This window comes from Mycobacterium sp. SA01 (genome assembly GCF_041287105.1).
Taxonomy (GTDB): domain Bacteria; phylum Actinomycetota; class Actinomycetes; order Mycobacteriales; family Mycobacteriaceae; genus Mycobacterium.
Genome location: NZ_JBGGNO010000022.1, coordinates 450,001 through 475,188 on the forward strand (window position 1 = coordinate 450,001; position 25,188 = coordinate 475,188).

A 25,188-nucleotide genomic window follows, 5' to 3' on the forward strand; every position below is an offset into this window, starting at 1 on the left:
GGACGCGGAGTGCCACCGACTCGGGCCGCGCGCACGGATGTTCGCCCACCGCTGACGGTGGGGCCTCCAGCGACTAGCCTTGCTCGAATGGTGGTGCGGGGTCGGCCGGCAGGGACGACGGCGCGATGATCTTCAAAGGCGTTCGGGACGGCAAGCCATACCCCGAGCACAACCTCTCCTACCGCGACTGGTCGCAGATTCCGCCGCGACAGATCCGCCTCGACGAGTTGGTCACCACGACGACGGTGCTGGCACTGGACCGCCTGCTGTCCGAGGACTCGACGTTCTACGGCGACCTCTTCCCGCACGCGGTCCGGTGGCGCGGCGTGATCTACCTCGAGGACGGCCTGCACCGGGCGGTCCGGGCCGCGCTGCGTAATCGCACGGTCTTGCACGCCCGGGTCTACGACATGGACGACGGCGTCGCCGACCAGTTCTCGGCCAGCTGACCGGCGGCCGGCAGGCTCACCGTGAATTGAGTTCTGCCCGGGCGGGATTGCGCGTTAACCGTGCCGCCGTGTGCTTCCACGATCGACAGGACGATCGCCAGCCCCAACCCACTGCAGCCCAGCTCGCGCGACCGCGACTTGTCCGCCCGGACGAACCGGCCGAACAGGTTGGGCATGATCTCCTCGGGAATACCGGGACCGTCGTCGCTGACGACAAGCTGCACCCGCCCGTCGCCGCCCCTGGTGAGCGATGTGTTGACGGTGACTCCCGCCGGGGTGTGCACCCGCGCGTTGCCGAGCAGGTTCGCCAGCAGCTGATGCAACCGGGCGCGGTCGCCGCGAACCCAGATCGCCTCGTCGGGCAGGTCGATCATGAAGTGATGATCCGGCGCGCTCACCGCGGCGTCGTTGACCGCGTCGGCGACCACGTCGCACAGGTCGAGGTCTTCGAGCTCCAGGTCACCGCCCTCGTCGAGCCGCGACAGCAGCAGCAGGTCGGCCACCAGGGACGCCATCCGGCGTGACTCCGCCTCGATGCGGGCCAGCGCGTACTCGGTGGTCGGCGGCAGCAAGTCGCTGTCCTGGCGGGTCAGTTCGGCGTAGCCGAGGATCGCGGCCAGCGGTGTGCGCAGTTCATGGCTCGCGTCGGTGAGGAATTGGCGGGTTCGGCGGTCGGAGGCCGCGATATCGCCGAGCGCGGAATCGACATTGGTCAACAGCCGGTTGAGGGTATGGCCGACGACCCCGACCTCACTGGCCCGGTCGGTGTCGGCCGGGCTCACCCGGGCGGTGATCCGGTAGTCGGTGGGATCCAGGGGAAGGGCGGCAACCTTGGCGGCGACGTCAGCGACGCGCCGCAACGGCCGCAACGCGTAGTTCACCACGATCATCGTTCCCAACGCGGTGAGCGCCACAGCGACGACCACCAGGATCACCACGGTCAGGCCTTTGCCGGCGACGGTCTTGTTGGCCAGATCCAGCGACACCGCCGACACCAGCCGCTCGCCGCCCGGGAAATCCCGGTGCCCGACCCGATGCGACCCCATGTCGCCGAGTTCGACGGTCTGCGGATCGCCGCCGGCCCAGTTGATCTTCTCCAACGCGCGCAGTGCGTCCGGCGGAGCGGGGACGGGTTCACCATCGGTGAACGCGCTGGCGTACACCACCCGGTCGTCGCGCAGCATCGCGATCACCGTGCCCGGCCCCTGACCCGGGAACTCACCGAGGTCGCCGTGACCGGCGCTGCCGTCTTCGGAAGGTTGCTCGATGTCCCCGAACCGCTTGGCCTTGGAATACGAATAGCTGAACGCAGCAAGCGAATTCGACACCTGACTGTTGGCCAGACTCATCGCCTCGTCGCGCAGACTCATCACGGCGACCGCGCCGATGGCGATCATCGCCACGCTGCTGATCGCCGAGACCCAGATGACCAACCGCCTGCGCAGTGAACGCGGACGCCACCGCCTCTCGCCGTGGGTGGCCGGCCTCACCGCTCGGGCCGCAGCATGTAGCCGACACCGCGCACCGTATGGATCATCGGCTCGCGTCCGGCGTCGACCTTGCGGCGCAGATAGGAGATGTAGAGGTCGACGATGCTGGACCGGCCGCCGAAGCCGTAGTTCCACACCCGGTCCAGGATCTCGGCGCGCGTGACAGCGCGGCGCGGGTTGCGCATCAGATACCGCAGCAGCTCGAACTCGGTGGTGGTCAGCGAGATCTGCTCGTCGCCCCGGGTGACCTCACGACTCGGCCCGTCCAGCACCAGATCGCCCACCTTCAGCACCTCGTCCTCGGGCGCGGTGGTGGCCTTGGACCGCCGCAGCAGGCCCCGCAACCGCGCGACCAACTCCTCGAGGCTGAACGGCTTGGTCAGATAGTCGTCGGCTCCCGCGGTCAGCCCCGTCACCCGGTCCATCACCGAATCCCGCGCCGTCAGGAACAGCGTCGGTGTATAGCCCTCGGTCTCCCGGGTCATCTTGAGGATCTGCAGTCCGTCCGTGTCGGGCAGCATGATGTCGAGCACCAGCAGATCCGGCTCGAACTCCCGGAACTTCGACAAGGCGTCACGACCGTCGCCGGCCGTTTCCACTTCCCAACCCTCGTAGTGCAGGGCCATCTTGACCAGATTCGTCAGCGCCGGCTCGTCATCGACGAGCAGTACGCGGATGGGCGAACCATCGGCGCGGGAGATGCGCGGAAGCTGACCGAGGATGGCCTGACGGGGGCGAAGAGGACGAGACGTTGACGGTGCGACCGGGATAGCCATACTTCGATTCTGGTGAAAACACATGAATCTGTCATGGACCCCATATCTGTTTCATATCTTGCCCGGTCGCAGCCCTACTGACGGTGTTGTCGTATTGCGTTCGCGGCCAGAGCATTCCGCACTCATCTGTTAGACGCGACACATTTTGGTCACAACTCGACCGCGCCGAGTGCCCGCAGATATGGATCCGATATGGATTCCTTGAAGTCGATCTTTCACCACACCTACTGTCGCGCTTGTGAATTCGTTTCGCTTCGGCGGCACGATTCGTGAATCGACTGTCAATTAATAGATCTCGCATACGCAGACAGGAGTCTGGCCTTGCAGCGTTCAACTGCGCCACTCGAGGGTTCTGAAGACCCGGGCAGGATGTCCACCCTCCTGCGCTACGACCTACCGGCCTCGCTGGTGGTCTTCCTGGTGGCCCTGCCGCTGTCCCTGGGCATCGCCATCGCCTCCGATGCACCGGTGCTGGCGGGACTGATCGCGGCGATCGTCGGCGGTGTGGTTGCCGGCGCCCTTGGCGGATCGCCGCTGCAGGTCAGCGGTCCCGCCGCCGGGCTCACGGTGATCGTCGCGGGCCTGGTGGCCGAATTCGGCTGGGCCGTGACCTGCGCAATCACCGTCTGCGCGGGCATCCTCCAGGTACTGCTGGGAGTCAGCCGGGTGGGCCGCGCAGCGCTGGCTATCTCACCGATGGTGGTGCACGCCATGCTGGCCGGCATCGGCGTCACGATCGCGCTTCAGCAGGTCCACGTCCTGCTGGGCGGCAGCTCCGAGAGCTCGGCCTGGCGCAACATCACCGAACTGCCCGGTCAGCTGCTCGCCGCTGATCACGCGGGGTTGGCCGTGGGGCTGCTGGTGATCGGGATCCTGGTGGGCTGGCGCTGGATGCCCGCGAAGATCCGCAAGGTGCCCGGGCCACTGGTCGCGATCGTCGTCGCCAGCGCCGTGTCGGTGCTCTTCGCGATGAATGTGCCCCGCATCCAACTCAACGGGTCACTGCTCGACGCCTTGAAGCCGCCGGGCCTGCCGGAGGGGAACTGGGGTGCGTTCGCGACGGGCGTAATCACCGTCGCACTCATCGCCAGCGTCGAGAGCTTGCTCACCGCGGTCGCCGTGGACCGGATGCAGGACGGCCCGCGGTCGAACCTGAACCGCGAACTCGTGGGACAGGGCGCTGCCAACGTCGTCTCGGGCGCGGTCGGCGGACTTCCGATCACGGGCGTGATCGTGCGCAGCTCGGCCAACGTCACCGCAGGCGCCAAGACCCGCGCATCGGCGATGTTGCACGGCGTGTGGGTGCTGGTCTTCGCGCTGCCGTTCGCCGGTTTGGCTCAGCAGATTCCGACTGCGGCGCTGGCCGGATTGCTGATCGTCATCGGCATCCAGCTGGTCAAACTCAGCCACATCAAGACAGCACGCCGAACCGGCGATATCGCCGTCTATCTGGTGACGATCACCGGGGTGGTCTTTCTCAACCTGCTCGAAGGCGTTCTGCTCGGGCTGGCGCTGGCCGTCGTGCTGACTGTCTGGCGGGTGGCGCGCGCCAGGATCCATGCCCAACCCGCCGACGATGACGACGACAACGACGATTGGCGCGTCGCCGTGGAAGGCTCGGCCACGTTCCTGTCGCTGCCCCAGCTGCACAAGACGCTGGCGTCGGTGCCGCCCGGTGTGCGCGTCACACTGGAGATTTCGGTGGACTTCATCGATCACGCCGCACACCAGGTCATCGAGGATTGGCAGCGCCAGCACGAGGCTTCAGGCGGCAGCGTTCTGGTGCAGGAAGTCGGCTCCGTCGAACTGAACAGCGCGCTGGACGGGCCGCCGCAGCGCTCCTTCGGCATGGTCGACAAGCGGCTCGGCATCGTGCCGTGGAGTTCATGGCAGGACCCGCTGACCACCAACGGCCACGAACGGCGCGACACCGCAGGCCAGTCCGTTCTCGACGGCCTCGAGGTGTACCACCGCAGGACCGCTCCCCAAATACGGCCGCACATGGAGAAATTGGCGCACACCAACACCGCCGAGACGTTGTTCATCACGTGCACCGACGCCCGGATCGTGCCCAACGCGATCACCAGCAGTGGGCCGGGTGACCTGTTCACCGTGCGCAACGTCGGCAACCTGGTGCCCGCCGACCAGCACGACTATTCCGTGGAAGCGGCGATCGCCTTCGCGGTCGGTAGGTTGAACGTGTCATCGATCGTCGTGTGCGGCCATTCCGCCTGCAGCGCAATGCATGCCGCGTTGCGGGAGCAAAGCGTCGCGGCGCCGCGCCCACCCGGCGAGGAACACCTCCGGTCCTGGCTGAAATACGCTCAGCCGGCCCTGGACGCCTTCGACGAGGGCCGGCACCCGATCGCACAATCGGCCGCCGAGCAGGGGTTCAACAGCGCCGACCAGCTGAGCATGGTCAGTGTTGCCGTCCAGGTCGACACCCTGGTGCGCCACCCACTGATCCACGACCTGCACGAGCAGGGCCGGCTGAAGGTCATCGGCCTGTTCTATGACATCGGCAGCGCCCAGGTTCTTCACGTCGATCCCACGCCAGCACTGTCATTGCATACCAACGGGATTGCTGTGCGTTGATTGAGTTCATTTGTCCATCAATAGATTTGACTCTGATATGAACTCCGTGACTGGGTCACCCACAAGACATAGAGTTGAGTTATCGGGAAGAGTCAACGAAAACCTAATCCCCCCAAGGTTTCTCTCCCGGAAGAAGAAAGGACGATCAATGACGATCAAACTCCGCCACCTCGCCCCGCTCGTCGCCGCCGGTGCCGCGGCGCTGGCCGTCAGCCTCGCGCCCAGCGCCGGCGCATCGCCCAACCCGATGGACTGCCTGGACAAGGGCGGTGCCACCATGTGCCAGAAGCAGGGCCACGCACGAATCCACGCCACACCTCCTGCCACCTCGCCTCAGCAGGCGTTCGGGTTCAACGGCATCCCGATGTGGGCGCTGGGCTAACCGGCAGGTATGCCGGGCAAGGCCGCGGGATGTGCCTACCCCCCAAGGCTCCCCCGCGGCCTTGCCGTGTCCGGCCCTCAGTCGTCGAGGAGGTCGCGCACCACGGCATCGGCCAGCAGCCGGCCACGGTCGGTGAGCAGCAACCGCTCTCCGGCCCGCGTCAACAGCCCGTCGTCCACGGCCCGGACCGCACGCGCCTGTTCGGATTCGGTCAGCGCGGCGACCGGCAACCCGGTGCGCAACCTGATTCCCAACAGCACGTTCTCGATGTGGCGGGCATCGGGACCGAGACGCTCGAAATCTGCCACCGGCAGCCGCCCGTCAGCCAGCTGCTCGGCGTACGTTTTGGGGTGCTTGACGTTCCACCACCGGGTGTCCCCGACGAACCCGTGGGCCCCGGGCCCCGCACCCCACCACTGCCCGCCGTTCCAGTAGCCGATGTTGTGCCGGCACTCACCGCCGGGACGGCTCCAATTGGACACCTCGTACCAACTCAGCCCCGCCGCCGCCAGCCGCTGGTCGAGCAATTCGTAACGGTGCGCGAGGACGTCGTCGTCCGGCGCTTCGATTTCGCCGCGGCGCACCCGGCGAGCCAGCGCCGTACCGTCCTCGACCACCAACGCATAGGCCGAGATGTGGTCGACGCCGGCGCTCAGCGCGGCGTCGACCGAGCGTGCCAAATCGTCATCGGACTCCCCCGGCGTGCCGTAGATGAGGTCGATGTTGACGTGCTCGAAGCCCGCCGCCATCGCCTCGGCGGCGGCCTGTAGCGGCCGCCCCGGGGAGTGGGTCCGGTCCAGCACTGCCAGCACCCGTCGCGCCGTGGACTGCATGCCCAACGACACCCGGGTGTAGCCCGCGGCGCGGATCTCGGCGAAGAACGCCTGCGACGTCGACTCCGGGTTGGCCTCGGTGGTGACCTCGGCTTGAGCAGCCAGCGTGAAGTTGGCGCGGATGGCCGCGAGCACCGAGGCCAATCCCGCGCCACCGAGCAGCGACGGGGTGCCACCGCCGACGAAGACCGTGTCGACGGCCACCTCACCCAGCAGGGCGGCGGTCAACTCCAGTTCGGAGCGCAGCGCGGTCAGCCAGCCCTGCGGCGAGGCGCCGCCGAGCTCAGCAGCCGTATAGGTGTTGAAGTCGCAGTACCCGCACCGCGTGGCGCAGAAGGGCACGTGGACGTAGATGCCGAACGCCGTTCCGGGAGTCAGTGCGAATTCCGGTAGGGCGGCCGGCACGGGGCGGACCGACATCCGTTCAGTGTCCCAGAGCCGACTTTCGCTCACCGCGAGTCGAAATTTGGCCCGGTTAGAGCTATCGGGGCCGTTCGTGGCAGAATGGCCCGCATGCTCGCCCCCCAGAACCTGCGCCGTGTGGCACTGGTGGCTCGGCGGCATGTGGATTTCAAGCGCGTCTGTACCTGTTGTTGTCTGGCTTGACGCCGTAGACCCGCCCACCTGTACCTCAGCTGGCCGACCGGATCTGCGCCGCCGGAACAGCTCACCGGTGGATTCGCGCGATTCGAACGCCAGCTCCTTGACATCGAGGAGCACATTTCATGACTCAGCCGACCAAGGCCGCGGCGAAGACACGCAGTGAAGGCCAGTGGGCTCTGGGTGAGCGCGAGCCGCTGAACCCGAACGAGCAGTTCAAGAAGGACGACGACGCACTCAACGTCCGGGACCGTATCGAGAACATCTACGCCAAGCAGGGCTTCGCGAGCATCGACAAGACCGACCTGCGCGGCCGGATGCGCTGGTGGGGTCTGTACACCCAGCGCAAGCCCGGTTACGACGGCACCTGGACCGGTGATGAGAACACCGACATGCTCGAAGACGAGTTCTTCATGCTGCGGGTGCGCAGCGACGGTGGCGCTCTGACCACCGCCGCGCTTCGGACTCTCGGCGGCATTTCGACCGAGTTCGCCCGCGATACCGCGGATATCAGCGACCGCGAGAACGTCCAGTACCACTGGATCCAGGTCGAGGACATGCCGGAGATCTGGCGCCGCCTCGATGAGGTGGGTCTGCAAACCACCGAGGCGTGCGGTGACTGCCCACGCGTGGTGCTGGGCTCGCCGCTGGCGGGAGAATCGCTCGACGAGGTCATCGACGGCACGCCCGCGATCAACGAGATTGTGAAGCGCTACATCGGTAAGCCGGAGTATTCGAACCTCCCCCGCAAGTTCAAGACCGCGATCAGTGGTCTGCAGGACGTGGTGCACGAGGTCAACGATGTCGCCTTCATCGGGGTCAACCACCCCGACCACGGTCCCGGTTTCGACCTGTGGGTCGGCGGCGGTCTGTCCACCAATCCGATGCTCGGACAACGCGTCGGCGCCTGGGTGCCACTGGACGAGGTGCCCGACGTCTGGGAGGCCGTGGTCAGTGTGTTCCGCGACTACGGCTACCGGCGGCTGCGCGCCAAAGCCCGGCTGAAGTTCCTGATCAAGGACTGGGGCGTAGAAAAGTTCCGCGAAGTTCTCGAGACGGAGTACTTGAAGCGGCCCCTGATCGACGGGCCCGCACCCGAGCCCGTCGTGCGCCCGATCGACCACGTGGGTGTGCAACGGCTCAAGAACGGGCTCAACGCTGTCGGGGTCGCGCCGATCGCCGGACGCGTCTCGGGCACGATCCTCACGAAGGTTGCCGACCTGGCTGAGGCCGCAGGCTCCAATCGGGTCCGGTTCACGCCGTACCAGAAACTCATCGTCCTGGACGTTCCCGATGACAAGCTTTACGAACTTCGAAGTGGGCTCGACGCGCTCGGCCTGCCGTCAACACCGTCGCACTGGCGACGAAACCTGATGGCCTGCACAGGAATCGAGTTCTGCAAGCTCAGCTTCGCCGAGACCCGGGTGCGCGCTCAGAGCCTGGTGCCCGATCTGGAGAAGCGGCTCGAGGACATCAACTCCCAGCTCGACGTCCCGGTCACGGTCAACATCAACGGCTGCCCCAACTCGTGCGCGCGCATCCAGATCGCCGACATCGGCTTCAAGGGTCAGATGATCGACGACGGCAACGGCCCGGAGGAAGGGTTCCAGGTGCACCTGGGCGGAAGCCTGGGGCTGGACAGCGGTTTCGGCCGCAAACTGCGCCAGCACAAGGTCACCAGCACCGAGCTCGGCGACTACATCGAGCGAGTGGTGCGCAACTTCGTGAAACAAAGAAGCGACGGCGAGCGTTTCGCCCAGTGGGCCGTCCGGGCTGAAGAGGATGAGTTGCGATGAGCGCTTGCGCGAAGAGCGGAGAGACGAGATGAGTATTGGGGTGGACAGGGCGACCGAGGCCGAGCTGCGGGAGCTTGCCGAACGTGGCGCGGCCGAACTCGACGGCGCCAGCGCGCTCGACCTGCTGGCCTGGACCGACAAGCACTTCGGTGGTGACTACGTCGTCGCCTCCAACATGCAGGACGCGGTGCTGGTCGACATGGCCTCGAAGGTGCGCCCCGGCGTGGATGTGCTGTTCCTCGACACGGGCTACCACTTCGCCGAGACGATCGGCACCCGCGATGCGGTCGAGGCGGTGTACGACATTCACGTCGTCAACGTCACGCCCGAGCACAGCGTGACCGAGCAGGATCAACTGCTGGGCAAGGACCTGTTCGCCAGCAATCCGGGCGAATGCTGCCGGCTGCGCAAGGTGGTGCCGCTGAGCAAGGCGCTGGGGGGATACACCGCCTGGGTCACCGGTATCCGTCGGGTCGAGGCACCCACTCGCGCCAACGCGCCACTGATCAGCTTCGATGAAGGCTTCAAGCTGGTGAAGATCAACCCGCTGGCCGCATGGACCGATGAGGACATGGACGCCTACATCCAGGCCAACGGCGTGCTGGTGAATCCGCTTGTCGACGAAGGCTATCCGTCGATCGGTTGCGCGCCGTGCACGGCCAAGCCGGTCGAGGGCGCCGACCCGCGTAGTGGACGCTGGCAGGGCCTGGCCAAAACCGAATGCGGGCTTCACGTTTCGTGAGGCTCATCCTCACCGCGCACGGCAGTGCCGATCCGCGTTCCGCGGTGACCACATACGGGGTGGCCGAGCACATCCGCATGCTGCGGCCCGAGCTCGACGTGCGAGTGGCGTTCTGCGAGAAGCACGCCCCGAACCTCAGTGATGTCCTGCGGTCACTCGACGGCCCCGCGGTCGTCACCCCGCTGCTGTTGGCGAGCGCCTACCACGCCCGCGTCGACATCCCGGCGATGATCGCCGACACCGGCGCCGACGTGATCCAGGCCGACACCCTCGGCGAGGATCCGCGTCTGCTGACCGTCATGCGGGAACGCTTGGCGGAGCACCAGATTCATCAGTTCGAGCGCGGCCTCGGCGTGCTGGTGGTGGCGGTCGGTTCGTCCCGTGCCGCCGCCAACGCCCGCACCGCGGCGCTCGCCGACACGTTGGGCCGCGGTACCCGATGGTCGGGGGTGCACGTCGCCTACGCCACCGGTCCCCAGCCGTCGGTGCAGGACGGGATCGAGTTGCTGCGCAACAGCGGCGCGCGGCGGATCGTGGTGGCGCCGTGGTTCATCGCGCCGGGCCGCATCACCGACCGGGTGGCCGCGATCGCCGATGCCGCAGGCCTGTCCATGGTCGCCCCGCTCGGCGCGCATCGGTTGGTGGCCGAGACGGTGCTCGACCGGTTCGATACCGCCGTCGCGAACCGGATGGCCGCCTAACTGGCCGCGACCTGGACCTCGCCGGCGATCGGCGGGACCCGGGTGGCCCGCACGTAGACGGTGTCGCCCTCTTTCAGCGCCAGCGCCTCGGCGTCGCCGCGGGTGATCTGCGCGGTGAACGGGGCGCCGTTGGTGGCGCTGGTCAGTTCGACTCGTACCTCGAAGCCCAGATACACCACCCGATCGATGGTGGCACGGGTTACTCCGGTCGACTCGGCCGTGCCATCCCCCGCCGCGATCGCCATCTCCGGATTGCGGCCAACCCGAATGTCGTGCGGGCGCACCAGGATTCCGTTGAGCGACGACACCGTGCCGAGAAAGGACATGACGAACGCATTGGCCGGACTGTCGTAGACGTCGGTCGGCGAGCCGATCTGTTCGATCCGGCCCTTGTTGAGCACCGCGATCCGGTCGGCCACGTCCAGAGCTTCGGCCTGATCGTGGGTGACGAGCACCGTCGTGACGTGCACTTCGTCGTGCAGTCGCCGCAGCCAGGTCCGCAGATCGTCGCGGACCTTGGCGTCCAGCGCGCCGAACGGTTCGTCGAGCAGGAGCACCTCAGGGTCGACGGCCAGCGCACGGGCAAGCGCCATCCGTTGGCGCTGACCGCCGGAAAGCTGGTTGGGATAACGCGTTTGGAAGCCGGCCAGCCCGACGACCTCGAGCAGGTCGTCGACCTTCGCCTTGACCTCAGCTTTCGGCTTCTTGCGAATTTTCAATCCGAACGCGACGTTCTCCCGCACGGTCAGGTGCTTGAACGCGGCGTAGTGCTGGAACACGAAGCCGATCCCGCGGCGCTGCGGGGGCACGTTGGTGACGTCCCGCCCGTTGATCGTGATGGTGCCGGTGTCGGGTTGATCCAGCCCGGCGATCGCGCGCAGCAGTGTCGATTTTCCCGATCCACTGGGGCCGAGCAGTGCGGTCAACGACCCCGCCGGCACCACGAAATCGACGTTGTCGAGGGCAGCGAAGTCGCCATAACGCTTGTTCGCGCCCGCGACGGTGATGGCATTGGTCATGAGAGTCGTTCTCCTAGTGGGATTACTCGCTCGCCTTGGCCCGCCGGGCGTCCAGAACCACCTGGACGATCAGGACCAGTACCGCGACGGCCATCAACAGAGTCGAAACGGCGTAGGCGCCGTACTCGGCACCACGGCTGTAGCGGTCGGAGACCAGCAGGGTCAGGGTTTGCGACGTGCCGGGCAGGTTGGAGGACACCATGATCACCGCGCCGTACTCGCCGAGCGTGCGGGCGACGGTCAGCACGATGCCGTAGGTCAGACCCCACCGGATCGACGGCAGCGTGATTCGCCAGAATGTCTGCCACCAGCTGGATCCCAGTGTCGCCGCCGCTTGTTCCTGATCGGTGCCGAGCTCGTGCAGAACCGGTTCGACCTCGCGGATCACGAATGGAACAGTGACGAAGATGCTGGCCAGCACGATGCCGGGCAAGCCGAAAATGATCTTCAAGCCCATGTTGTTCTGGACGAACCCGAACAATCCCGAGCTACCCCACAGCAGTATCAACGCCACACCAACGACCACCGGCGACACCGCGAAAGGCAGGTCGATGACGGCCTGCAGCGCGGATTTGCCGCGAAACTTGTTACGCGCCAGCACCAGCGCGGTCGGCACCCCGAAGACCACGTTGAGTGGCACCACGATCGCCACCACCAGCAGCGACAACTGCAGTGCCGAAATCGCGGCGGGCGTGGTGATGGATTCGACGAACGTACCGAAGCCGGGTGCGAACGTCCGCCACAGGATCAGACCGACAGGCACGAGCACCAGGACCGCGATGTAGGCGAGCGCGACGTAACGGGTGAGAAAGCGGACCAGGGGCGACGGGATCATGCCGACAGCTCCTCCCGCTTGGCGGCGCGGGAACCGATGGCGCGCAGGATGAACAACACGATGAACGAGACGACCAGCAGCACAATCGAAATCGCCGCCGCACCGGAAGGATCGTCGTTCTCGATCAGCGTGCGGATCCACTGCGAGGAGACTTCGGTCTCCCCCGGTACCGCGCCACCGATCAGCACCACCGAGCCGAACTCACCGATCGCACGCGAGAACGCCAGACCGGCACCGGACAGCAGCGACGGCAGCAACGCGGGCAGCACCACCTTGGTGAAGATGACGAAGTTCGTCGCACCAAGCGACGCGGCGGCCTCCTCGACCTCGCGGTCGAGTTCGAGGAGCACCGGCTGAACCGATCGCACCACGAAGGGCAGCGTGACGAACAGCAGCGCTACGCCCACACCCCATTTGGTGTGCTGCAGGTGCAAGTCGATCGGGCTGTTCGGCCCGTAGAGCGCCAGCATGACCAGGCTCGCCACGATGGTGGGCAGCGCGAACGGCAGGTCGATCACGGCATCGACCAACCGCTTGCCTACGAACTCGTCGCGAGTGAGCACCCAGGCGACCAGCAGCCCGAACACCGCGTTGACCACAGTGACGCCGATCGAGATCGTCAGCGTCACCTTGAACGACTCCAGCGCCGCATTGGACGTGACGGTCGCCCAGAAGTCGTGCCAGCCGCCCTTGGCCGACTGCCACACGATCGCGGCCAGCGGCAGCAGCACGATGACGCTCAGCCAGATCGACGCCGCCCCCACCCGCAGGCTGGTGGTGCCGTGCCTGCGGGCCAGGAAGCCGGACGGCCCGCCCGGCTCACTCGGAGTGAGCTCGGGCCGGACCGCCTGAGGATTTGGCTCGATAGCTGCTGTCATCCAGTGGCCTGCTTGTAGATCTTCGTAATGGTGCCATTGTCCTTGTCGAACAGGGCCGGATCGACCGTGCTCCAGCCACCGAGATCGGCGATCGTCCAGAGCTTCTGTGGTGTCGGGAAGTCGGTGGCGAAGTCAGCGGCCACCGACGGATCGACTGGCCGGAAACCGGCCTGTGCCCAGATCTTCTGGCCTTCCGGCGTGAACAGGTAGTTGTTCAGCGCGGTCGCCTTGTCCAGATGGGCGCTGGTGGTCACCACCGCCACCGGGTTCTCGATCTTGAACGTCTGCGGCGGGATGACGTGCTCGACTGGCTTGCCCTGACGCTCGGTGTTGATCGCCTCGTTCTCATAACTGATCAGCACGTCTCCGGTGCCCTGCAGGAACACGTCGGTGGCCTCGCGGCCCGACCCCGGACGGGTCTTGACGTGCTCGGTCACCAGCTTGTTGACGAAGTCGAGGCCGGCTTGCGCATCCTTGCCGCCGTTGCTCTTGGCGGCGTAGGGCGCCAACAGGTTCCACTTGGCCGATCCCGAACTGAGCGGGCTCGGGGTGACCACCTCGATGCCGGGCTTCACCAAGTCGTCCCAGTCCTTGATGTTCTTCGGGTTGCCTTTGCGGACGACCAGCGACACGACCGAACCGAACGGGATGCCCTGGGTGGTGGACTTGTTCCAGTCGGCGGCCACCTTGTTCGCCTTGACCAGGCGGGTGACGTCGGGCTCGACAGAGAAGTTCACGATGTCGGCCGGCTTGCCGTCGACCACACCCCGCGACTGGTCGCCGGAGGCACCGTAGGAGGTCGTCACTGCGACACCCTTGCCCTCCGGGGTGGCGGCGAACGCCGGGATGATCTTGCTCCAGCCTGGCTCGGGGACGGCATAGGCCACCAGGGTGAGGGTGGTGTCCGCTTTCGGCTGGTTGCCGCCACCGGGAACGTCGCTGGACCCGCCTCCGCAGGCGGCGAGCACCGTTGCGGTCGTCGCCAACGCGACGGCGGTACCCCACCGGCGACCGGGAAGGTGAATCTTGGGCATTACTGGCCTTTCTCATTGCGGGTTACGGGCGAATCGAGCCCCGTCGCAACGGAATGGCGATGTTGGACAACGAAGTGTCAACGACCATCACCGACACCAGACCGCGGACGGGCACAACGGTGTCAGCGACAACATGCAACATCAGCAACAGCCAACGGGCCAACGGCAATGAGGGCCAAAATGTGGCCCTCGCCGTAACCGGTCGCCGAATGCATGGCGCGAAGCTTAACAGAGTTCCGATGGACGACCGGCGGAGGTATCAGCGGTTGACCAGCCACAGCACGATGATCAAGACCAGCAGGGCCACCAGGGCGAGCGTCACGCGTGATCGTGGCATCCCGGTCACTCCTGCCGCCGGTCGGCGTGACGCACCCGGCGCACCAGCCGCATGCCGTTGCCGAGCAGCGCATCGATCACCACCGCGATGACGTAGGCGAGCAGCAGAACGACCGGCATCACGACGATGGTCTGAACGACGAAACCCAGCCCGGACAACCACAGTTCGACGCCGTCCCACCAGCTCAGCACTCCCTGCATTGCTCCAGCGTAGGCGGTGCCTGCCTGCGGGTCTTTGCCGCGGTAACAGCAAAGCCACGGATCGGGGCATAAGTAGACGGCAACAGGGTCGGCGTTCGATGATGTCCAGATGGTCCTCCAAGCCCAGCCAGCCGGTGAGAACACCGACGCCGTGCGCGTCCAGGCGCCCGCGCCGTTGTCCGTGACCGCCCCGGTGCCCTATGCCTCGCCGGCTGCGCTGCGCAACCCGTTCCCACCGATCGCGGACTACGGCTTCCTCTCCGACTGCGAGAACACCTGTCTGATCTCGTCGGCGGGCGCCGTGGAGTGGCTGTGCGTTCCCCGGCCCGACTCCCCCAGCGTTTTCGGGGCGATTCTGGACCGCGGCGCCGGGCATTTCCGACTGGGCCCCTACGGTGTGTCGGTTCCGGCGGCCCGCCGTTATCTACCGGGCAGCCTCATCCTGGAGACCACCTGGCAGACGCACACCGGCTGGCTGATCGTGCGCGAAGCACTCGTGATGGGTCCGTGGCACGACATCGAGGCCCGGTCGCGGACCCACCGGCGCACCCCCATGGACTGGGACGCCGAGCACATCCTGCTGCGCACGGTGCGCTGTGTGAGCGGCACGGTCGAAGTGGTGATGAACTGCGAACCGTCCTTCGACTACGGCCGGGTCAACGCCGCCTGGGAGTACTCGGCCAGCGCCTACGGCGAGGCGATCGCGCGGGCCAGGACCGATCCTGACGCGCATCCGACGCTGCGGCTGACCACGAACCTTCGCATCGGCCTCGAAGGCCGGGAAGCACGCGCCCGCACCCGCCTCAAAGAAGGCGACAACGTGTTCGTCGCCCTGTCCTGGTCGAAGCATCCGTCGCCGCAGACCTACGAGGAAGCCGCCGACAAGATGTGGCAGACCAGCGAGGCGTGGCGGCAGTGGATCAACATCGGCGACTTCCCCGACCACCCGTGGCGGTCGTATCTGCAACGCAGCGCGCTCACCCTCAAGGGTCTGACGTATTCGCCGACCGGCGCACTGCTGGCCGCCTCCACCACGTCGCTGCCGGAAACGCCTCAGGGCGAACGCAATTGGGATTACCGCTATGCCTGGGTGCGAGACTCGACGTTCGCGCTGTGGGGTCTGTACACCCTGGGTCTGGACCGCGAGGCCGACGACTTCTTCTCCTTCATCGCCGACGTCTCCGGCGCCAACAACGGTGAACGGCATCCGCTGCAGGTGATGTACGCAGTCGGCGGGGAACGCGAACTGGTCGAAGAGGAACTGCACCACCTGTCCGGCTACGACAACGCCCGGCCGGTGCGCATCGGCAACGGCGCCTACAACCAGATGCAGCACGACATCTGGGGCACCATGCTGGACTCGGTGTATCTGCACGCCAAGTCGCGCGAACAGATCTCCGATCAGCTCTGGCCGGTGCTCAAGGAGCAGGTCGAAGAGGCGATCAAACACTGGCGGGAACCCGACCGGGGCATCTGGGAGGTGCGCGGCGAACCCCAGCACTTCACCTCGTCGAAGGTGATGTGCTGGGTGGCGCTGGATCGCGGCTCGAAGCTGGCCGAACTGGTCGGCGAGAAGAGCTACGCGCAGCAGTGGCGAGCAATCGCCGAGGAGATCAAGGCCGACATCCTGACGCACGGCGTCGACGACCGCGGGGTGCTCACCCAGCGGTACGGCGACGACGCCCTGGATGCGTCACTGCTGTTGGTGCCGTTGGTGCGGTTCCTGCCGTCGGACGACCCGCGGGTGCGGGCCACGGTGCTGGCGATCGCCGACGAGCTCACCGAGGACGGTCTGGTGCTGCGCTACCGCGTCGAGGAAACCGACGACGGCCTGTCCGGCGAGGAGGGATCGTTCACGATCTGCTCGTTCTGGCTGGTGTCGGCACTGGTCGAGATCGGCGAGGTCAGCCGGGCCCGGCATCTGTGCGAACGGCTGCTGTCCTTCGCCAGCCCGCTGCATCTGTACGCCGAGGAGATCGAACCGCGCACCGGCCGGCATCTGGGTAACTTCCCGCAGGCGTTCACCCACCTGGCGTTGATCAATGCCGTGGTGCACGTGATCCGCGCCGAGGAAGAGGCCGACAGCACGGGCGTGTTCCAGCCGGCCAACGCCCCGATGTAGGCGGATGGCCTACAAATGGGCAGATGTAGGCGGATGGCCTACAGATAGGCAGATGTAGGCGGATGGCCTTTACCCCAGCCGGTCGGCCTTCAGAGCCGCTTCGACCCGTTCGAGGAGAGCTTTCGCGGCCGCGGCATCCTGTCGATCCCCCCGGAGGCCGTTGTCCATCAGCTGGGCCCACTGCCGCCGCAGGCGCTCGAGGTTCTCGGCAGCCCGATCGGTCGGGTACAGATTCACGCCGCGCGCGTCGTGCGGATCGGCACGGCGTTCGACGAAGCCGCGGTTCTCCAAGCTTCGGAGCGCGGTGGACATATTGCTGCGCTGCAGGCCGGTCGCCCGGGCCAGGTCGCTGGGCGTGACGCCCGGGTGGTGGTCGATGTGCCGCATCAGGTGGGCTTCCGACGCCGTCAACTCGACGATGTCGGCGTCCGATGCGGCTGCGGTGTCGAGGTGGAGTCGAAGCTCCCGCGCCACTCCGATGATCGCCTCGGCGAGATCGGCCAACTCACCATCCATGGACAAATCCTAGCGCATTAGTTATTCTTTGATAGTTATTTTCTCATAACTATCTAGATGAGGTTCTTCCATGACGACCGCCACCCGGGACGCCCAGACCCACGAGACCGCGATCTCGCCGTGGCTGCTGGTGGTACTCGCGCTGCTCAATGCGGTCGCACCGGTGGCCACCGACCTCTACCTCCCCGCCTTTCCCGAGATGACCGCCGAATTGCAGGCCAGCGCCACAGCCGTGCAGCTGACCTTGACGGCGTTCCTGCTCGGATTGACGTTCGGCCAGTTGCTGTTCGGCCCCCTGTCCGACCGGCTGGGCCGGCGCACCCCGCTGATCGTCGGGGCGCTGCTGTGCGTGCTGGCCAGCGTCGTCGCCGCCACCGCCCCGAACATCGCCGTCCTCATCGCGGCCCGGTTCGCCCAGGGCTTCACCGGTGCCGCCGGCATGGTGATCGGTCGCGCGGTGATCTCCGACCTCGCGGGCGGCAAGAGCGCGGGCCGGGCGTTCAGCCTGATGATGATCGTCGGCGGCGTCGCGCCGGTGGTCGCACCGTTCGCCGGCGGACTGCTGGTCGGCCCCGTCGGCTGGCGCGGCATCCTTTGGGTGGTCTGCGGCCTCACGGTGGCCATGCTGGTCGCGACCGTGGCCGTGGTGCGCGAATCACACCCGGCTCATCGTAGGGAAGAATTGAAAGCCGATGCCGCACAGGGTATCTCGCCGTGGACAGCGCTACGGTCCCGGGCCTACATCGCCAACACGCTGGCCTTCGCGTTCGGTTTCTCGGTGATGATGGCCTACATCTCGGCCTCACCGTTCGTCTACCAGGTGATGGTGGGGCTCACCCCGACGCAGTACGGCGTCGCCTTCGGCATCAACGCACTGGGCATCGTCAGCGTGAGCTCGCTGTCGGCGCGGCTGAACCAGCGCATCGCCACCGCCACGCTGCTGGGTGTGGGCCTGGGCCTGACCATGGCCGCCACGCTCGTGCTACTCGGTCTGGTTCTCACCGGGGCACCGGCTTGGCTGATCCCCATCCCGATCTTCGTGGCCGTCGCATCCCAGGGCCTGATCCTCGGCAATGCCACCGCGCTGGCGCTGGCCGCAGTCCCCCGCGCCGCCGGCACGGGGTCGGCCGGCCTGGGCGCGCTGCAATTCGGACTCGGCGCCGCCGTCTCACCGCTGGTCAGCCTGGGCGGAGAGCACACCGCCCTGCCGCTGGCAGTGGTGATGGTGACCCTGGCGGTGCTGGCGCTGGCGGCCTTCCTCGTCGGCCGCCGGGTCAGCTGATCAGGCCCGGCTGAGCCGCGATCACGAGATCCGTTGCACAACAACACCTTCAAGAACGGTAGTTACTTATTTGCCGCATTCTTGATCATGCCCGAGGCGATGGCACTGGCCTCGTCGGCGATGGAATTGCTACACGCCCATGCCTCGACCACCACGTTGGACGCCGAGGTCAGCGCGTGCTGGCAGCCCCATCCGCCGGCGTTGCGCTGAGTGGAGACCTGCGTCAGGACGTCGCCGCTCACATCCGCAGCATCGATCTTCCAGGTGGAGTGCACGTCGGCGTTGTCGATGTCGATCGATGTGCCGCCGCACTTCTGCCACGTGGTGCGCGAGCTGTCGACGAACGCCGCGGCCTTCTCACTCGACGGATAGAGCACCGCGATCTGTTCGACCCAGTGCGCATTGTCGGCGGTCGGCTCCTGGAGCACCTGGTCGCGGACCGCCGTCCAGTCGCTGCCCTGGTACACCATCTGTTCGGCACCGTAGATCGCCCCGAGGCAGTCGACGTCGGACACTCCGTCGGAGTTGTCGCTCATGTTCTGCGAGGACCCGGTCACCCGGATCCCGGTGGCGCCCATGATGCCGTTCACCTCTCCCGCGCTGAGCAGCACCCGGTCGAGGTCGGACTCCGTGAGGGTGGGGACGTCAACGGACGTGGGGAGGGCGCTGTCGGCGCGCAGTGCCGTGCCCCCGACGGTGGACACGCAACCGGACAGCAGCACGCTGACCAGGACGGCGGCGCAGAACACGGGCATGCGGCTCACGCACGACATTGTCCCCCGGGCGACCCGCTCCGGTGGGTCAACGACCGATCATCGTCCGTGGGCGACCTTGTCCAGCATGGTTCCGGCCAGGCTCACGGCGCGGCCCGAAGGCCGCCGCTGACCGCCGGTGACCGCGGCGTCCACGTCCACCACGCAATCAGCCGCCAGCCCGATGGCCCGCTCGGTGGGGAACGACGCGTCGCCCTGGTTGTCGGAGTTGACCACCGTCGCCGACAACACCGGACCATCGACTCTCACGTCGGTGACCTTCTGGCGCATCTCGGCGCCGGCCGGGGTGGGCAGGGCGGAACGCACCGTCTTGCCTTCGCACGCCTTCCATTGGTTGACGAAAGCACCGAACATCCGTTGCGCCTCGGCATCGGAAGCGAATTGGACAACACCGGCATCCACGCTGGAAACGGTTTGGCCGCCACCGAAGTTCGAGAACTCCTGCCAGGCCGCCCGGCGCACGTCACCCACCTCGTACACCACGCGCATGAAGGGTGTGGCAGGCCCGAGACATTCGATGGGGTTGGCGGCGGCATTGTCGCGAATTCCGTTGGGCAGGGCATCGATTCCGCCGACGGTTGGCGATTCGCTGTCGGACAACGGATTTCCCGCTGCCCGGCTCACCTCCGCACCGGTGGGCAACACCTCGGCCAGATCGCGCAGGACAACACCGTCGTCTTGGCGTGCCGCCGAGCCATCGAGGGTGCTCGTGCACCCTGCCAGCACAGCGATGCCGACCACGGCACCAACAATCGATCGCCCCCGAACGACAGCTTGGTCGCGTGTGATTGAGCCCTCGCCCCCTACTTCTTGGCCTTGTCGCCGGCCTTGTCCCCGGCCGAATCGGTGGACAGCGCGGCGACGAACGCCTCCTGAGGAACGTCGACCCGCCCGATCGTCTTCATCCGCTTCTTGCCCTCTTTCTGCTTCTCCAGCAGTTTGCGCTTACGGGTGATGTCACCGCCGTAGCACTTGGCGAGAACGTCCTTGCGGATCGCCCGAATGTTCTCGCGGGCAATGATTTTGGAGCCGATCGCAGCCTGCACCGGCACCTCGAACTGCTGACGCGGGATCAGCTCCTTGAGCTTGGTGGTCATCTTGTTGCCGTAGGCCTGCGCCGAATCCTTGTGCACGATCGCACTGAACGCATCGACAGCCTCACCCTGCAGCAGGATGTCCACCTTCACCAGCGCCGCCTCCTGCTCACCGGACTCTTCGTAGTCCAGGCTGGCATACCCACGGGTGCGCGATTTCAACGCGTCGAAGAAGTCGAAGATTATCTCCCCCAACGGCATCGTGTAGCGCAGCTCGACACGCTCCGGCGAGAGGTAATCCATGCCGCCGAGTTCGCCGCGCCGCGACTGGCACAGCTCCATGATGGTTCCGATGAACTCACTAGGCGCGATCAGGGTGCATTTCACCACCGGCTCATACACTTCGCGAACCTTGCCCTCGGGCCAGTCCGACGGATTGGTCACGATCAGTTCGCTGCCGTCGTCCTTGATCACCCGGTAGACCACGTTCGGCGAGGTGGAGATCAGATCCAGGTCGAACTCGCGCTCGAGGCGTTCCCGGGTGATCTCCATGTGCAGCAGGCCGAGGAAGCCGCAGCGGAATCCGAAGCCCAACGCCACCGACGTCTCCGGCTCGTAGGTCAACGCGGCGTCGTTGAGTTGCAGCTTGTCGAGCGCCTCACGCAGATTCGGGTAGTCCGAGCCGTCGACCGGATACAGCCCCGAATAGACCATGGGTTTGGGCTCGCGGTACCCGGTGAGCGCTTCGGTGGCGCCGTGCCGCGCGCTGGTCACCGTGTCACCGACTTTGGACTGCCGGACGTCCTTCACGCCGGTGATCAGATAGCCCACCTCGCCGACGCCCAGCCCCTCGGTGGGTTTGGGCTCCGGCGAGACGATGCCCACCTCGAGCAGTTCGTGGGTGGCCCCGGTGGACATCATCTTGATCTTCTCGCGCGGGGTGATCTTGCCGTCGACCACGCGGACGTAGGTGACCACGCCGCGGTAGATGTCGTAGACCGAGTCGAAGATCATCGCCCGGGCCGGCGCGTCGGCATCGCCGGTCGGTGCGGGCACCAGACGCACGACCTCGTCGAGCAGCTCTCCCACACCCTCGCCGGTCTTGCCGGACACCCGCAGCACGTCGCTCGGTTCGCAGCCGATGATGTGGGCGATCTCACCGGCATAGCGGTCGGGGTCGGCGGCGGGCAGGTCGATCTTGTTGAGCACCGGAATGATCGTCAGATCGCGGTCCAGCGCGAGATACAGATTCGCCAGGGTTTGAGCTTCGATGCCCTGGGCGGCGTCGACCAGAAGCACCGCACCCTCGCAGGCCTCCAGCGCACGGGACACCTCGTAGGTGAAGTCGACGTGGCCCGGGGTGTCGATCAGGTGCAGGACGTACTTCTCGCCGTTGCTTTCCCAGGGCAGGCGCACATTCTGCGCCTTGATCGTGATGCCGCGTTCCCGCTCGATATCCATCCGGTCCAGGTACTGCGCGCGCATCGACCGCTCATCGACGACGCCGGTGAGCTGCAGCATCCGGTCGGCCAGCGTCGACTTCCCATGATCGATATGGGCGATGATGCAGAAGTTCCGAATCTGCGCCGGCGCGGTGAACGTCTGGTCGGCGAAACTGCTGATGGGAAATCTCCTGGTCGGGTGGTACTTCGAGGGGGCCCTCGGGCGTCTCCAGCGTATCGAGTAGGGCCCGGCCCGGCACAATCGCGCGCCACGAGGCTCGCGCGATCCGCCTATGCTCATCAGAATGGCGTCGCAGTGGAGGACGTTTCAGAGAATCGCGGAGCACCTCGTTTTCACCGAGGCGCCCAAGTTCATCCGACAGTTGCCGATACCCCAGGCCGTACCTCGGACCATCCAACAGGGCCTGCGGCTGGGCATCGAAGTTCTGGTGGCCAGCACCACCCCGATCGATCAGCCCGCCGCGATCACCGCGGGCCGCCCGGTCACCGACAACAGTGTCCCGACGGCGCATCGCGCCCGCCGGCTGGTCTACGCACCCGATCTCGACGGTCGAGCCGACCCTGGCGAGGTGGTCTGGACCTGGGTGGTCTACGAGGACGACCCGACCAAGGGCAAGGACCGGCCGGTGCTGGTGGTCGGCCGGGATCGCCGGACGCTGCTCGGGTTGATGCTGTCCAGCCAGGCCCACCACGCCGAGGACCGCAACTGGATCGCGATCGGCTCGGGCGGCTGGGACTACGACGGCCGCCCCAGCTGGGTACGCCTGGACCGGGTGCTCGACGTACCCGAAGAGGGCATCCGTCGCGAGGGCGCGATTCTGGATCAGCACACCTTCGAGCTGGTCGCTGCGCGGCTGCGTGACGAATACTCCTGGAGTTGACGGTTGTGCCCGCGGTGCGCGGGCACCCCTGACGTCACGGTCGAGATCGACGTGAGGGTTGTCGCCACGCACGGATCACGACCCTGAGGTCGATCTCGGCGCAGAAGCGAGCCCCTAGCCGCCCTGCGTGATGTAGGCCTGCAGATGCTCCTGCTCGGCCTGCAGCTGCTCCATCCGGTTCTTGACCACGTCCCCGATGCTGACGATGCCCACCAGCCGGCCGCCCTGCATCACCGGTACATGCCGCACCCGGTTGTTGGTCATCAGCGCGCTCAGGTCGTCGATCTGGTCGTCGGGCGAGCACGTCACCAGCACCGTGCTCATGATGTCGGCGACCGCGCTGCGGAGCAGGTCCGGACCGTGATCGTGCAGCGTGCGCACGACGTCGCGCTCCGAGACGATGCCCACCACGCCGCCGTCCGGGCCGACGACGACCATCGCGCCGATGTTGTGGATGACCAGCTCGGCCAGCAGGCCGGTGACCGTGGTGGTCTCGGTGACCGTGGCCACCGTCGTTCCCTTACTGCGAAGGATGTCGGCGATACGCATCGCCACCCCCTTGTGATGGATGTCACACCAGGTTAAGGCTTGTGAGAGCGCCGGGGAAGCAAACCGCATCGGTTGCGTTAAGACAGAACAGGCCGACCACGAGACACGAGGAGATCTGCATGGGCACCTTGCCGAAGACGGAGTTGGGCGACGGCTTGACGGTCAGCGCGATCGGGTTCGGCGGCATGGCGCTGACGCCGGTCTACGGCGCGGTCGACGACACCGAGTCACTGGCGACGCTGAACCACTGCCTGGACGTCGGGATGACCTTCATCGACACCGCCAACGTCTACGGCGGCGGCGCCAACGAACGACTGATCGGCCAGGTGCTGGCCCACCGGCGCGACGAGGTCACGCTGGCGACGAAGTTCGGGATCGACGGTGACCCGACGACAGGCAAGCTCAAGGCCCGCGGTGATGCGGAGTACGTCCGGCGCTGTGTCGACGAGAGCCTGGGCCGGCTCGGCACCGACGTGATCGACCTCTACTACATGCACCGCCGCGACGTGTCGCTGCCGATCGAGGAAACGGTGGGCGCCATGGCCGAGCTGGTGACCGCGGGCAAGGTGCGCCACCTCGGCCTGTCGGAGGTGACTGCAGACGAGTTGCGCGCCGCGGCCGCCGTGCACCCGATCGCCGCCGTGCAGAGCGAATGGTCGATCTGGAGCCGCGACGTCGAACGCCATGTGGTGCCGGCGGCCGCCGAACTCGGCGTCGGCTTCGTGCCGTATTCGCCACTGGGACGCGGATTCCTCACCGGGACGATCCGGTCGGCGGCCGACCTCTCCTCGGCCGGGGACTTCCGCAGCCGCATACCGCGCTTCGCCGAAGACGTACTGGACGCCAATCTTGCTGTGGTGCAGGTGGTCAGCTCGATCGCCGACGAAGTGGCCGCGACGCCGGCGCAGGTTGCGCTGGCGTGGTTGCGACAGCGCGCCGAGGTCCTCGGTGTGGCGTCGGTGCCGATCCCGGGCACGCGACGCGCGGCCCGCGTCGACGAGAACGCCGCGTCGCTGGCGGTGCAGCTCAACCCCGATCAAGTGGTGGCCCTTGAGGCGGCCGGCGCCAGTGTGTCCGGCCACCGGTCCATCGATCCGAATTGGGTGTCCTCGGCGCGGGAGTGACCCCGGCGGTCACGTCCCCGACGAGGTTTGGCTCACCGACAAGGCCACCGCGGTGTCGTCGAATTGGGCGGCCTGAGCGCTGATCCGGCCGATCTCGCTGGGCCGCTTGAGCAATCCGCGAACCGAGATGATGGCAACCTGTTCGGCGACCCGGACCGCCTCGGCCACCCGGTCGCCCCCGTCGGTGTGCAGGCGGGTGCGCTTCTGCGCACCCTCATCGAAGTTCAGCAGCAACCCGGCGGTGTCCTCCCGGTCGCAGTCGATGAACTTGCCCTCCGCGATCGCCGCACCGATCAGGTCGGACACCCAGTCTTTGAGCCGCTCATAGTCGGTCCAGAACTGGTGGAAGTCGGCCCGCTGGTCGTGGGCGATGCGCTGGATCTCGTTGAAGTCGATCGGCGAGAGCGCCAACTGGATGGTGTCGAAGCGCAACAGCCGGTAGAGCTTGACGGCAGGCGATCCCGAACCGGCACCGACCTCGGCGATGAACTTCAGCGGCGCCCGGTTCACCAGCAGCGTCTCCCCCAGCAGCTGCTCCTTGTTGCGGAACCAGTAGTACAGCGACGACTGCTGCAGGCCGGCGGCCCGCGCGATGTCGCTCATTGTGGTTTGCGCATAACCCTTTTCGGAGAACAGCCGGGTCGCGGCGTTGACGATCCCGGTGCGTGGCGAGGTCGTCGCCGCCGAATCGGCATCGTTGCGGGGCCGTCCGATCACGCGAACCCGTGACCGGCCCTGCGGTGTCGGCACGTCGCGAATTGTACGGCCGGGATCCGC

At 66.6% G+C, this 25,188-nt stretch carries 25 protein-coding genes and 1 pseudogene; 11 read left to right on the forward strand and 15 right to left on the reverse strand.

Annotated features, from left to right (window positions below; translation table 11 throughout):
* Positions 1-125: 125 nt before the first annotated feature.
* Positions 126-449 (forward strand): type II toxin-antitoxin system VapB family antitoxin, encoded by a 324-nt coding sequence (locus AB4879_RS28230; RefSeq protein ID WP_102805617.1) that lies wholly within the window; start codon positions 126-128, stop codon positions 447-449.
* Here AB4879_RS28230 and AB4879_RS28235 read toward each other — a convergent pair.
* Both AB4879_RS28235 and AB4879_RS28240 read right to left on the reverse strand, forming a co-directional pair.
* Entirely contained in the window at positions 404-1,939 is a 1,536-nt protein-coding gene (locus tag AB4879_RS28235) for a sensor histidine kinase (RefSeq protein WP_370510194.1), read from the reverse strand. The two genes, AB4879_RS28230 and AB4879_RS28235, sit on opposite strands and share 46 nt — an antisense overlap.
* A complete protein-coding gene (locus tag AB4879_RS28240; protein ID WP_083121376.1) occupies positions 1,936-2,715 on the reverse strand; it encodes a response regulator transcription factor in 780 nt (259 codons plus the stop codon). The genes AB4879_RS28235 and AB4879_RS28240 overlap by 4 nt, the downstream gene beginning before the upstream one ends.
* A 369-nt stretch (positions 2,716-3,084) precedes the next feature.
* On the opposite strand from AB4879_RS28240, the gene AB4879_RS28245 reads away from it, so the two are divergent.
* Both AB4879_RS28245 and AB4879_RS28250 read left to right on the forward strand, forming a co-directional pair.
* Entirely contained in the window at positions 3,085-5,310 is a 2,226-nt protein-coding gene (locus AB4879_RS28245; protein ID WP_370510195.1) for a SulP family inorganic anion transporter, read from the forward strand.
* 148 nt (positions 5,311-5,458) lie between these two features.
* Positions 5,459-5,692, forward strand: a complete 234-nt coding sequence (locus AB4879_RS28250; protein WP_102805620.1) for a hypothetical protein — start codon at positions 5,459-5,461, stop codon at positions 5,690-5,692.
* Positions 5,693-5,769: 77 nt separating this feature from the next.
* Here AB4879_RS28250 and hemW read toward each other — a convergent pair whose 3' ends face one another.
* Positions 5,770-6,945 (reverse strand): radical SAM family heme chaperone HemW, encoded by a 1,176-nt coding sequence (gene hemW / locus AB4879_RS28255; protein ID WP_370510196.1) that lies wholly within the window; start codon positions 6,943-6,945, stop codon positions 5,770-5,772.
* Positions 6,946-7,038: 93 nt separating this feature from the next.
* Here hemW and AB4879_RS28260 point away from each other — a divergent pair, with 93 nt between their 5' ends.
* From AB4879_RS28260 to AB4879_RS28275, 4 genes are all read left to right on the forward strand, one after another.
* Positions 7,039-7,131: an Ms4527A family Cys-rich leader peptide gene (locus AB4879_RS28260; protein ID WP_353616970.1), complete on the forward strand. Its 93-nt coding sequence runs from the start codon at positions 7,039-7,041 to the stop codon at positions 7,129-7,131.
* A 119-nt stretch (positions 7,132-7,250) separates the two neighbouring features.
* Positions 7,251-8,921: a nitrite/sulfite reductase gene (locus AB4879_RS28265; protein ID WP_370510197.1), complete on the forward strand. Its 1,671-nt coding sequence runs from the start codon at positions 7,251-7,253 to the stop codon at positions 8,919-8,921.
* Between the two features lie 28 nt (positions 8,922-8,949).
* On the forward strand, positions 8,950-9,663 hold the full coding sequence (locus AB4879_RS28270) for a phosphoadenylyl-sulfate reductase (RefSeq protein WP_370510198.1): 714 nt from the start codon (positions 8,950-8,952) through the stop codon (positions 9,661-9,663).
* Positions 9,660-10,364 carry a sirohydrochlorin chelatase gene (locus AB4879_RS28275; RefSeq protein WP_370510199.1) on the forward strand — a complete coding sequence of 235 codons (705 nt, stop codon included), beginning with the start codon at positions 9,660-9,662 and terminating at the stop codon, positions 10,362-10,364. The genes AB4879_RS28270 and AB4879_RS28275 overlap by 4 nt, the downstream gene beginning before the upstream one ends.
* Here AB4879_RS28275 and AB4879_RS28280 read toward each other — a convergent pair.
* The 6 genes from AB4879_RS28280 to AB4879_RS28305 form a co-directional block, all read right to left on the reverse strand.
* Entirely contained in the window at positions 10,361-11,383 is a 1,023-nt protein-coding gene (locus tag AB4879_RS28280) for a sulfate/molybdate ABC transporter ATP-binding protein (RefSeq protein ID WP_102805625.1), read from the reverse strand. The two genes, AB4879_RS28275 and AB4879_RS28280, sit on opposite strands and share 4 nt — an antisense overlap.
* A 22-nt stretch (positions 11,384-11,405) precedes the next feature.
* Positions 11,406-12,218, reverse strand: a complete 813-nt coding sequence (gene cysW, locus AB4879_RS28285) for a sulfate ABC transporter permease subunit CysW (RefSeq protein ID WP_370510200.1) — start codon at positions 12,216-12,218, stop codon at positions 11,406-11,408.
* Positions 12,215-13,096 (reverse strand): sulfate ABC transporter permease subunit CysT, encoded by an 882-nt coding sequence (cysT, locus tag AB4879_RS28290; RefSeq protein WP_370510201.1) that lies wholly within the window; start codon positions 13,094-13,096, stop codon positions 12,215-12,217. Before cysT ends, cysW begins: the two co-directional genes overlap by 4 nt.
* On the reverse strand, positions 13,093-14,130 hold the full coding sequence (locus tag AB4879_RS28295) for a sulfate ABC transporter substrate-binding protein (protein ID WP_102805628.1): 1,038 nt from the start codon (positions 14,128-14,130) through the stop codon (positions 13,093-13,095). The genes cysT and AB4879_RS28295 overlap by 4 nt, the downstream gene beginning before the upstream one ends.
* A 122-nt stretch (positions 14,131-14,252) precedes the next feature.
* Positions 14,253-14,540 (reverse strand): Ms4533A family Cys-rich leader peptide, encoded by a 288-nt coding sequence (locus AB4879_RS28300; protein ID WP_370510202.1) that lies wholly within the window; start codon positions 14,538-14,540, stop codon positions 14,253-14,255.
* Positions 14,473-14,667: a hypothetical protein gene (locus AB4879_RS28305; RefSeq protein WP_102805629.1), complete on the reverse strand. Its 195-nt coding sequence runs from the start codon at positions 14,665-14,667 to the stop codon at positions 14,473-14,475. The genes AB4879_RS28300 and AB4879_RS28305 overlap by 68 nt, the downstream gene beginning before the upstream one ends.
* A 109-nt stretch (positions 14,668-14,776) precedes the next feature.
* Here AB4879_RS28305 and AB4879_RS28310 point away from each other — a divergent pair, with 109 nt between their 5' ends.
* The gene (locus AB4879_RS28310) at positions 14,777-16,789 is read left to right on the forward strand and encodes a glycoside hydrolase family 15 protein (protein ID WP_233209145.1); all 2,013 of its coding nucleotides are present in this window, start codon (positions 14,777-14,779) and stop codon (positions 16,787-16,789) included.
* Positions 16,790-16,858: 69 nt separating this feature from the next.
* On the opposite strand, the gene AB4879_RS28315 is transcribed toward AB4879_RS28310, so the two are convergent.
* Positions 16,859-17,305: a MarR family winged helix-turn-helix transcriptional regulator gene (locus AB4879_RS28315; RefSeq protein WP_370510203.1), complete on the reverse strand. Its 447-nt coding sequence runs from the start codon at positions 17,303-17,305 to the stop codon at positions 16,859-16,861.
* A gap of 70 nt (positions 17,306-17,375) precedes the next feature.
* On the opposite strand from AB4879_RS28315, the gene AB4879_RS28320 reads away from it, so the two are divergent.
* Positions 17,376-18,587 (forward strand): multidrug effflux MFS transporter, encoded by a 1,212-nt coding sequence (locus tag AB4879_RS28320; protein WP_370510204.1) that lies wholly within the window; start codon positions 17,376-17,378, stop codon positions 18,585-18,587.
* Positions 18,588-18,649: 62 nt separating this feature from the next.
* On the opposite strand, the gene AB4879_RS28325 is transcribed toward AB4879_RS28320, so the two are convergent.
* The 3 genes and pseudogenes from AB4879_RS28325 to lepA form a co-directional block, all read right to left on the reverse strand.
* A complete protein-coding gene (locus AB4879_RS28325; protein ID WP_370510205.1) occupies positions 18,650-19,360 on the reverse strand; it encodes a sensor domain-containing protein in 711 nt (236 codons plus the stop codon).
* Between the two features lie 39 nt (positions 19,361-19,399).
* Positions 19,400-20,101, reverse strand: coding sequence for a sensor domain-containing protein (locus AB4879_RS28330; protein WP_158248978.1), 702 nt, complete (start codon positions 20,099-20,101; stop codon positions 19,400-19,402).
* A 62-nt stretch (positions 20,102-20,163) separates the two neighbouring features.
* A pseudogene (gene lepA / locus AB4879_RS28335) lies at positions 20,164-22,099 on the reverse strand (translation elongation factor 4).
* 42 nt (positions 22,100-22,141) lie between these two features.
* On the opposite strand from lepA, the gene AB4879_RS28340 reads away from it, so the two are divergent.
* Entirely contained in the window at positions 22,142-22,738 is a 597-nt protein-coding gene (locus tag AB4879_RS28340) for a type II toxin-antitoxin system PemK/MazF family toxin (protein ID WP_370510206.1), read from the forward strand.
* 114 nt (positions 22,739-22,852) lie between these two features.
* On the opposite strand, the gene AB4879_RS28345 is transcribed toward AB4879_RS28340, so the two are convergent.
* Entirely contained in the window at positions 22,853-23,287 is a 435-nt protein-coding gene (locus tag AB4879_RS28345) for a CBS domain-containing protein (RefSeq protein WP_102805780.1), read from the reverse strand.
* Between the two features lie 119 nt (positions 23,288-23,406).
* Here AB4879_RS28345 and AB4879_RS28350 point away from each other — a divergent pair, with 119 nt between their 5' ends.
* The gene (locus AB4879_RS28350; protein WP_370510207.1) at positions 23,407-24,411 is read left to right on the forward strand and encodes an aldo/keto reductase; all 1,005 of its coding nucleotides are present in this window, start codon (positions 23,407-23,409) and stop codon (positions 24,409-24,411) included.
* Positions 24,412-24,420: 9 nt separating this feature from the next.
* On the opposite strand, the gene AB4879_RS28355 is transcribed toward AB4879_RS28350, so the two are convergent.
* Entirely contained in the window at positions 24,421-25,161 is a 741-nt protein-coding gene (locus AB4879_RS28355; RefSeq protein WP_370510208.1) for a TetR/AcrR family transcriptional regulator, read from the reverse strand.
* Positions 25,162-25,188 lie beyond the last annotated feature (27 nt).

Excerpts from the sequence above, each read along its gene's own strand:
- AB4879_RS28230 (WP_102805617.1), top strand. The coding sequence starts at position 126 with ATGATCTTCAAAGGCGTTCGGGACGGCAAGCCATACCCCGAGCACAAC.
- AB4879_RS28240 (WP_083121376.1), bottom strand. The coding sequence starts at position 2,715 with ATGGCTATCCCGGTCGCACCGTCAACGTCTCGTCCTCTTCGCCCCCGT.
- AB4879_RS28245 (WP_370510195.1), top strand. The coding sequence starts at position 3,085 with ATGTCCACCCTCCTGCGCTACGACCTACCGGCCTCGCTGGTGGTCTTC.
- AB4879_RS28250 (WP_102805620.1), top strand. The coding sequence starts at position 5,459 with ATGACGATCAAACTCCGCCACCTCGCCCCGCTCGTCGCCGCCGGTGCC.
- hemW (WP_370510196.1), bottom strand. The coding sequence starts at position 6,945 with ATGTCGGTCCGCCCCGTGCCGGCCGCCCTACCGGAATTCGCACTGACT.
- AB4879_RS28260 (WP_353616970.1), top strand. The coding sequence starts at position 7,039 with ATGCTCGCCCCCCAGAACCTGCGCCGTGTGGCACTGGTGGCTCGGCGG.
- AB4879_RS28265 (WP_370510197.1), top strand. The coding sequence starts at position 7,251 with ATGACTCAGCCGACCAAGGCCGCGGCGAAGACACGCAGTGAAGGCCAG.
- AB4879_RS28270 (WP_370510198.1), top strand. The coding sequence starts at position 8,950 with ATGAGTATTGGGGTGGACAGGGCGACCGAGGCCGAGCTGCGGGAGCTT.
- AB4879_RS28280 (WP_102805625.1), bottom strand. The coding sequence starts at position 11,383 with ATGACCAATGCCATCACCGTCGCGGGCGCGAACAAGCGTTATGGCGAC.
- cysW (WP_370510200.1), bottom strand. The coding sequence starts at position 12,218 with ATGATCCCGTCGCCCCTGGTCCGCTTTCTCACCCGTTACGTCGCGCTC.
- cysT (WP_370510201.1), bottom strand. The coding sequence starts at position 13,096 with ATGACAGCAGCTATCGAGCCAAATCCTCAGGCGGTCCGGCCCGAGCTC.
- AB4879_RS28295 (WP_102805628.1), bottom strand. The coding sequence starts at position 14,130 with ATGCCCAAGATTCACCTTCCCGGTCGCCGGTGGGGTACCGCCGTCGCG.
- AB4879_RS28300 (WP_370510202.1), bottom strand. The coding sequence starts at position 14,540 with ATGCGCTGCTCGGCAACGGCATGCGGCTGGTGCGCCGGGTGCGTCACG.
- AB4879_RS28305 (WP_102805629.1), bottom strand. The coding sequence starts at position 14,667 with ATGCAGGGAGTGCTGAGCTGGTGGGACGGCGTCGAACTGTGGTTGTCC.
- AB4879_RS28310 (WP_233209145.1), top strand. The coding sequence starts at position 14,777 with ATGGTCCTCCAAGCCCAGCCAGCCGGTGAGAACACCGACGCCGTGCGC.
- AB4879_RS28315 (WP_370510203.1), bottom strand. The coding sequence starts at position 17,305 with ATGGATGGTGAGTTGGCCGATCTCGCCGAGGCGATCATCGGAGTGGCG.
- AB4879_RS28320 (WP_370510204.1), top strand. The coding sequence starts at position 17,376 with ATGACGACCGCCACCCGGGACGCCCAGACCCACGAGACCGCGATCTCG.
- AB4879_RS28325 (WP_370510205.1), bottom strand. The coding sequence starts at position 19,360 with ATGTCGTGCGTGAGCCGCATGCCCGTGTTCTGCGCCGCCGTCCTGGTC.
- AB4879_RS28340 (WP_370510206.1), top strand. The coding sequence starts at position 22,142 with ATGGCGTCGCAGTGGAGGACGTTTCAGAGAATCGCGGAGCACCTCGTT.
- AB4879_RS28345 (WP_102805780.1), bottom strand. The coding sequence starts at position 23,287 with ATGCGTATCGCCGACATCCTTCGCAGTAAGGGAACGACGGTGGCCACG.
- AB4879_RS28350 (WP_370510207.1), top strand. The coding sequence starts at position 23,407 with ATGGGCACCTTGCCGAAGACGGAGTTGGGCGACGGCTTGACGGTCAGC.